Genomic DNA, 6,754 nt, shown 5'->3' with positions numbered 1-6,754 from the left:
CTCCGTCCGCACCACGGAATAAAAACAAAGCAGCCTTTTCAGGCTGCTTTTGTGATTTTTGCCTTAGCTGCGGTCTTGATTTCCATCTGCCAAAGGCAGCCTGAAAGCCCTTTCTTTCGCTTTCAGGCTGCCTTTGGCTTACAATGCGCCCCTTTTGTTTCCCGTTTCCCAAGCAAAGCAGTATGAATCCGAAAACGCAGCACTACACCGAATCGAGCATCAAGGTACTCAAAGGGCTGGAGCCCGTGAAAGAGCGGCCGGGGATGTACACCCGCACCGACAGCCCCACCCATATCTGCCAGGAAGTCATCGATAACGCCGCCGACGAGGCGCTGGGCGGTTTTGCCGACACCATCGCCGTCGAAATCCATGCCGACGGCTCGCTGTCGGTGCGCGACAACGGCCGCGGCATTCCAACCGGCCTGCATCCGGAGGAAGGCGTGCCGGTGGTGGAATTGGTATTCACCCGCCTGCATGCCGGCGGCAAATTCGGCAAAACCGAAGGCTCGGGCGCCTACGCCTTTTCCGGCGGCCTGCACGGCGTGGGTGTTTCGGTAACCAATGCGCTTTCGACGCGGCTGGAAGTTACCGTCAAACGCGAGGGCAAAATCCACCGCATTACCTTTGCCGGCGGCGAAGTGGCCGAGCCTTTGGCGGTGGTGGGCAAATGCGCGGTGCGCGATACCGGCACCGAAGTGCGGGTGTGGCCGGATGCGCGTTATTTTGAAAGCCCGAACTACAACCTGGCCGAGCTGGAGCGGCTTTTGCGCGCCAAAGCGGTGCTGCTCAAAGGCGTGCAGGTATCGCTGTCGCGCCCGGCTAAAAAAACCGAACAGATGCAGCCTGAACACGAAATCAGAAGCTGGCACTATCCCGACGGCCTGCGCGGCTATCTGAACGATCTTTTGGCCGAAGCCGAGCCGGCGGTGCCGGTGTTTGCGGCGGAAAACTACATCGGTGCCGGCCACGACGATTTCCGCGCCGGCGAGGGCGCCGCTTTTGCGCTCACCTGGCTGGAAGACGGCGCCTGCGGTGGCGAAAGCTATGTCAACCTGATTCCCACGCCGCTGGGCGGCACCCACGAAGCCGGGCTGAAACAGGCGGTGTTTCAGGCGGTGAACAACTTTATCAGCCACCACAACCTGTTGCCGCGCGGCGTGAAAATCCAAAGCGACGATGTCTTCTCGCGCGTTGCCTTCGTGCTTTCCGCCCGCGTGCTCGACCCGCAGTTCCAAGGCCAGACCAAAGACAAGCTCACCAACCGCGACGCGCTCAAATTGGTTGCCGCCGTCTGCGCCGATCCGCTCGAATTGTGGCTCAACCAAAACGTCGAAGCCGGCAAAAAAATCGCCGAGCTGGCCATCCGCCAGGCACAGGCGCGGCTGCGTTCGGTGAAGAAAATCGAAAAGAAAAAAGGCAGCGGCGTGGCCGTACTGCCCGGCAAACTCACCGACTGCGAAAGCGAAGACATCCGCGAAAACGAGCTGTTTTTGGTCGAAGGCAATTCGGCCGGCGGCTCGGCCAAACTCGCCCGCGACAAAGCCTTCCAAGCCATCCTGCCCTTGCGCGGCAAAGTGCTCAACAGCTTTGAAGTGCACCGCGACCAGCTCTTTGCCAACGCCGAAATCCACGACATCGCCGTCGCCATCGGCGTCGATCCCCACGGCGAGGGCGACAGCCCCGACCTTTCCGGCCTGCGCTACGGCAAAATCGCCATTTTGTCGGACGCCGATGTGGACGGCTCGCACATCCAAGTGCTGCTGCTCACCCTGTTTTACCGCCACTTCCCCGCCCTTATCCGCCACGGCCATATCTACGTTGCCCAGCCGCCGCTGTTCCGTGTGGACGTAAACGCCCAAGGCAAAAGCCGCCCCGCGCGCAAATTCTACGCGCTCGACCAAGGCGAACTGGAAGGCATTTTGGAGCGGCTCGCCGCCGAAAAAGTCAAAGAATCCGCCTATTCCATCAGCCGCTTCAAAGGCCTGGGCGAAATGAACCCCGACCAGCTCAAAGACACCACCATGAACCCCGACACCCGCCGCCTGCTGCGCGTGGGCATTCCCGAGCACGATAGTGAAACCACGCTCGCAGCCTTCACCCGCCTGATGGGCAAAGGCGAAGCCGCCGCCCGCCGCAGCTGGATGGAAGCCGAGGGGGATCGGGTGGAAGCGGATGTTTAGCTAGGGTCTGTTTGCAAGCAAAGCAGCCTGAAAGCCGGTTTCTAGGTTTTCAGGCTGCTTTTTGCTTTCGGTATGGCGGCATTACGGCAGAATACTCACCCGCTCATAAGGGCGGATGCTTTGCATGCTGATACCGACCATCGGGCCGGCGCAGGAGGCTAGGAGCCGAGCAGGGCTGCGCGGGCGGGGAAGCGGGGGTTCATGTCGGTTTCCTTTATTTGGGTAAGGTATTTTCAGGCCGCCTTTCAGTGGACGGGGCAGCACCTTGCTGTAGGTCGGATACTCGTATCCGACATTGCTTTTTCCGAGCTGAGTGTTGCCGTTGCGATCGGCCGTCGGATTCAAGAATCCGACCTACGGAAGTTTTTCGTTTTCAGGCTGCCTGAAACGGCAAAACGGTTTTAACTCCGTTGAAGCTTCGCTTTCAGACGGCCTGTTGGTTTTTCAGGCTGCTTTGAGGCAGTCTGAAAACAGGTTTACGGGACGATATTTACTTGGTCGCCGCCGAAGATGAGGGTAGTGTCGATGTAGATTTCGTCTTTGCTGGTGCAGGCGGCGTAAGCGCCTGTGGGATTGCCTTCTATTGTGTTGTTTTTGAACCGAAACATTTTGGTCTGCCAGCCGGTGTAGCCGCCGTAGGCGTTTTTGGCATTGACGTCGGCGCAGGCCAGGTAGAAGGCGTCCCAGCCGGCGCGGCCGCTGCCTTGCACGCCCTGGTTGCTGAGGCGGAGCACTTTGCGCGGCGGGGTGATGATGCGGATTTTCACGCTGCCGGCATCGCGCAGGTTTTCGTCCAGATAGCTGCGGATGTGCTGTTGGTAGTCTTTGGGGTAGCGACCGTAGTCGGCGTTGCGCGCGGCCTGCATGCTGACTTCGATGGGTTTGGCGGCGCAGGCGGCCAGCAGGCAGAGGCTGCTGATCAGGGCGGCATGGGTGGGAAGTTTCATATTGGTTTCCTTGTATGGGGTTGGTGGATGTTTTCAGGCTGCTTTAAGGCTGAAGTTCGTCTGAAACCCAATTTCAATAAAGTAAAAATGCCCGAACAAAAATTTCAGACGACCTTCTGCCCATACCGCATCAGTGTCATGCCGCCGACCGCTGCCGCGCAGCCCGCAACCAGAGAAATATGCAAAGGTTCGCCCAAAACCCACGCCGAGCTGAGCATGCCGAAAATCGGCACGAGCGTAATATACGCCGCTGCGCTGCCTGCGCCCAAAATCTTCACGCCTTCAAAATACCACGCGTAAGCCAATACCGTCGCGCCGATGACCAGCCACGCCAATGCCGTCCAACCGCGTGCATCCATCGCCGCCATCGCCTCAAACGGCAATCCGTCCGTCCACAATGCCACCACCGTCAACATCAACGCGCCGATAAGCGAAGTTGCCGCCGTTACCGTCAGCGCGTCTATCCCGCGCAAAACCGCGCGTCCGATTAAGGTATAAACCGCCCAGCAGACCACGCAGCCGAAAATCAGCCACTCCCCCGCCTTGATGCCGCCCGACAATACCGCCAACGGCTGCCCTTGCGTTACCGCCGTTATCGCGCCACAAACCGCCAACAGCATACCCGCCAAAATTTTCGCATTTAAACGTTCGCTGAAAAGCCAAGCCGCCAGCAGCAGCGTCAGCACGGGATTTACCGCCACAACCACTGCCGCCTTACCCGCCGGCATTGCCTGCAAACCCAGCATGAAAAACACCGCATAGCCGCACACCCCGACGGAAGCGGCTACCGTCAAGCCCAGCCATTGCCGTGCCGACAAAGCCGCCAAGGTTACAAACCTGCTGCGCGCAAACAACCAGCCCAACAGCAAAACCGAAGCCAATACAAACCGAACCGCCCCGCCCGTCAGCGGCGGCAGCGACTGCCCCAGCATCCGCCCCATCGGCCAAGACGCGCCCCACAACACCGCCATTCCCAGCAGTTTCAAATGTACGGAATAACGTTCCATCTCAATCCTTTATCAACAAAGGCCGTCTGAAAACCGAATTTCAAGTTTTCAGACGGCTTTTTAGTGCAGCTGCTGCAAACAGATTACTTGGGCTGCCAAGAATCTTTCAGCGTTACTGTGCGGTTGAACACGGGTTGCTCGGGGCGGTGGTCTTTGCGGTCGGTAACGAAATAGCCCAGGCGTTCAAACTGCCAACGGCTTTCGGGCGGCAAATCGTTGGCGGATGCTTCGACCCAGGCTTGGATTTCGCGCACGGATTCGGGGTTGAGAAAGTTAGTGAAGGGCAGGTATTCGCCGTCTGCGCCGCGCACGGCGTCGGGGCGCGGTTCGGTGAACAGTCGCTCGTACAGGCGCACGGTGGCGGGTACGGCGTGTTCGGCGGAGAGCCAGTGGATGACGCCTTTGACTTTGCGGCCTTCGGGGTTTTTGCCCAGCGTGTCGTAATCAAGGCTGCATTTGAGTTCGACTACATGGCCGTCTGAATCTTTGACGACTTCGTCGCAGCGCATCACGTAGCTGTGGCGCAGGCGCACTTCGCCGCCGGGGACGAGGCGTTTGAAGCCTTTGGGCGGGTTTTCGGCGAAGTCGTCGGTTTCGATGTAAAGCGTTTGCGAAATCGGCAGTTCGCGGCCGCCCATTTCTTCGTGGTTGGGGTGGTAGGGGGCGTAGCGGCTTTGCGCTTGGGCGGGGTCGAAGTTGGTCAGGGTGACTTTGAGCGGGTTGAGCACAGCAATCATGCGCGGGGCGGAGTTTTCCAGCTCTTCGCGGATGGCACCTTCGAGTACGCTCATGTCGATCACGTTTTCGGATTTGGAGATGCCGGCGCGTTTGGCAAACAGGCGCAGGCCTTCGGGGGTGTAGCCGCGTCGGCGCATACCGGAGATGGTGGGCATGCGCGGGTCGTCCCAGCCTGAAACGTGGCCGTCTGCAACGAGCTGGTTGAGTTTGCGTTTGGACGTGATGGAGTACAGGAGTTCCAAGCGCGAAAATTCGTACTGGCGCGGGCGGGTGGCATGCGGCGCAGGGATGTTGTCGAGCACCCAGTCATACAGCGGGCGGTGGGCTTCAAATTCGAGCGTGCACAGGGAATGGGTGATGCCTTCGATGGCGTCGGAGATGGCGTGGGTGTAGTCGTACATCGGGTAGATGCACCATTTGTCGCCGGTGTTGTGGTGGTGGGCGCGACGGATGCGGTAGATGACGGGGTCGCGCATATTGATGTTGCCTGATGCCATGTCGATTTTCAGGCGCAGGGTTTTGCTGCCGTCGGGGAATTCGCCGTTTTTCATGCGTGTGAACAGGTCGAGGTTTTCTTCGATGCTGCGATCGCGGTAAGGGCTGTTTTTGCCCGGCTCGGTGAGCGTGCCGCGATATTCGCGCATTTCTTCGGCGGTCAAATCATCGACATAGGCTTTGCCGTCTTTAATCAGGCCGACGGCGTAATCGAACAGGCGGTCGAAATAGTCGGACGCGTAATGCGGCTCGCCCGCCCACTCGAAACCCAGCCAGTTGACATCTTCTTTAATCGAATCAACGTATTCCTGATTTTCTTTTTCGGGGTTGGTGTCGTCAAAGCGCAGGTTACACAGGCCGTCGTACACGTAGGCGAGGCCGAAATTCAGGCAGATGGATTTGGCGTGGCCGATGTGCAAATAGCCGTTGGGCTCGGGCGGGAAACGGGTTTGGATGGCGGTGTGTTTACCGCTTTTGAGATCGTCTTCGATGATGGTGCGGATGAAGTGGTTGTCGGCGAATTGGTCTTTGTTGAGCATGGCGGTATCCGTTCAGGCAGCCTGAAAAATCAAACGGCGGATTTTACCCGAAACCGCAGCCCTTGTGCGACGGCGCGTCCGGCAAAACTTTACCCTGCGGCGCAAGACTTTTACCCTGCCGCTAGTCGATAGCGGCGCCCGTGTGAAATCTTTGCCAGAATCCTTGCGGCTAATGTAAACTTACGCCCTTTAAACGCTAGCCGCGGCACCGCCCGCGCCAGCACCCGCCAACCAACCGAGAAACGGAACCCAACCATGAGCAATATCCCCGCCGATTTGAAATATGTTGCCAGCCACGAATGGCTGCGTTTGGAAGCCGACGGCAGCGTAACCGTGGGCATCACCCACCACGCGCAAGAGCTGTTGGGCGACATCGTGTTTGTCGAACTGCCCGAAGTGGGCGCCGAGCTGGCCGCCGAAGAGCAGGCCGGCGTGGTCGAATCGGTGAAAGCCGCTTCCGACGTGTACGCGCCGATTGCCGGCACCGTATTGGAAACCAACCAAGCGCTGGTAGATGCCCCTGACACCGCAAACAGCGACCCCTACGGCGACGGCTGGTTCTTCAAAATCAAACCGGCCAATGAGCGTGATCTCGACGGCCTGATGAGTGCCGAACAATACGCCGCCGAAATGTCCTGATTTTCGCGCCACGGTTTGAAACAGGCAGCCTGAAAAGTTTTCAGGCTGCCTGTTTTTTAACTTTTCAGGCTGCTTGGCGGCAGATGGGGGGCAAAGCGTATTTCGGCTTACCCGAATCCACCCAACGGTGCGCGGGGCGCACCCTACGCAGCTAAAAGACGGCAGGTAGGGTGCCGCCCCGCGCACCAAAAGGCAGCCTGAAACTCTAA

Annotated in this window: 5 protein-coding genes; 2 read left to right on the top strand and 3 right to left on the bottom strand. The window is 58.9% G+C overall.

What is annotated here, in order from left to right; translation table 11 throughout:
• Window positions 1-182: 182 nt before the first annotated feature.
• Window positions 183-2,180 (top strand): DNA topoisomerase IV subunit B, encoded by a 1,998-nt coding sequence (locus MB824_RS09270; protein WP_238748210.1) that lies wholly within the window; start codon window positions 183-185, stop codon window positions 2,178-2,180.
• 476 nt (window positions 2,181-2,656) lie between these two features.
• Here the strand turns inward: MB824_RS09270 and MB824_RS09265 are convergent, their stop codons facing one another.
• The 3 genes from MB824_RS09265 to MB824_RS09255 form a co-directional block, all read right to left on the bottom strand.
• Window positions 2,657-3,127, bottom strand: a complete 471-nt coding sequence (locus MB824_RS09265; RefSeq protein ID WP_238748209.1) for a hypothetical protein — start codon at window positions 3,125-3,127, stop codon at window positions 2,657-2,659.
• A gap of 104 nt (window positions 3,128-3,231) precedes the next feature.
• Window positions 3,232-4,134: a DMT family transporter gene (locus MB824_RS09260; protein ID WP_238748208.1), complete on the bottom strand. Its 903-nt coding sequence runs from the start codon at window positions 4,132-4,134 to the stop codon at window positions 3,232-3,234.
• 83 nt (window positions 4,135-4,217) lie between these two features.
• Entirely contained in the window at window positions 4,218-5,906 is a 1,689-nt protein-coding gene (locus MB824_RS09255; protein WP_238748207.1) for a glutamine--tRNA ligase/YqeY domain fusion protein, read from the bottom strand.
• A gap of 255 nt (window positions 5,907-6,161) precedes the next feature.
• On the opposite strand from MB824_RS09255, the gene gcvH reads away from it, so the two are divergent.
• The gene (gcvH, locus tag MB824_RS09250; RefSeq protein WP_238748206.1) at window positions 6,162-6,545 is read left to right on the top strand and encodes a glycine cleavage system protein GcvH; all 384 of its coding nucleotides are present in this window, start codon (window positions 6,162-6,164) and stop codon (window positions 6,543-6,545) included.
• Window positions 6,546-6,754: the final 209 nt, after the last annotated feature.

Source organism: Kingella pumchi (genome assembly GCF_022288825.1).
GTDB classification, from domain to species: domain Bacteria; phylum Pseudomonadota; class Gammaproteobacteria; order Burkholderiales; family Neisseriaceae; genus Kingella_D; species Kingella_D pumchi.
This window is presented reverse-complemented; position numbering and strand designations above follow the sequence as displayed.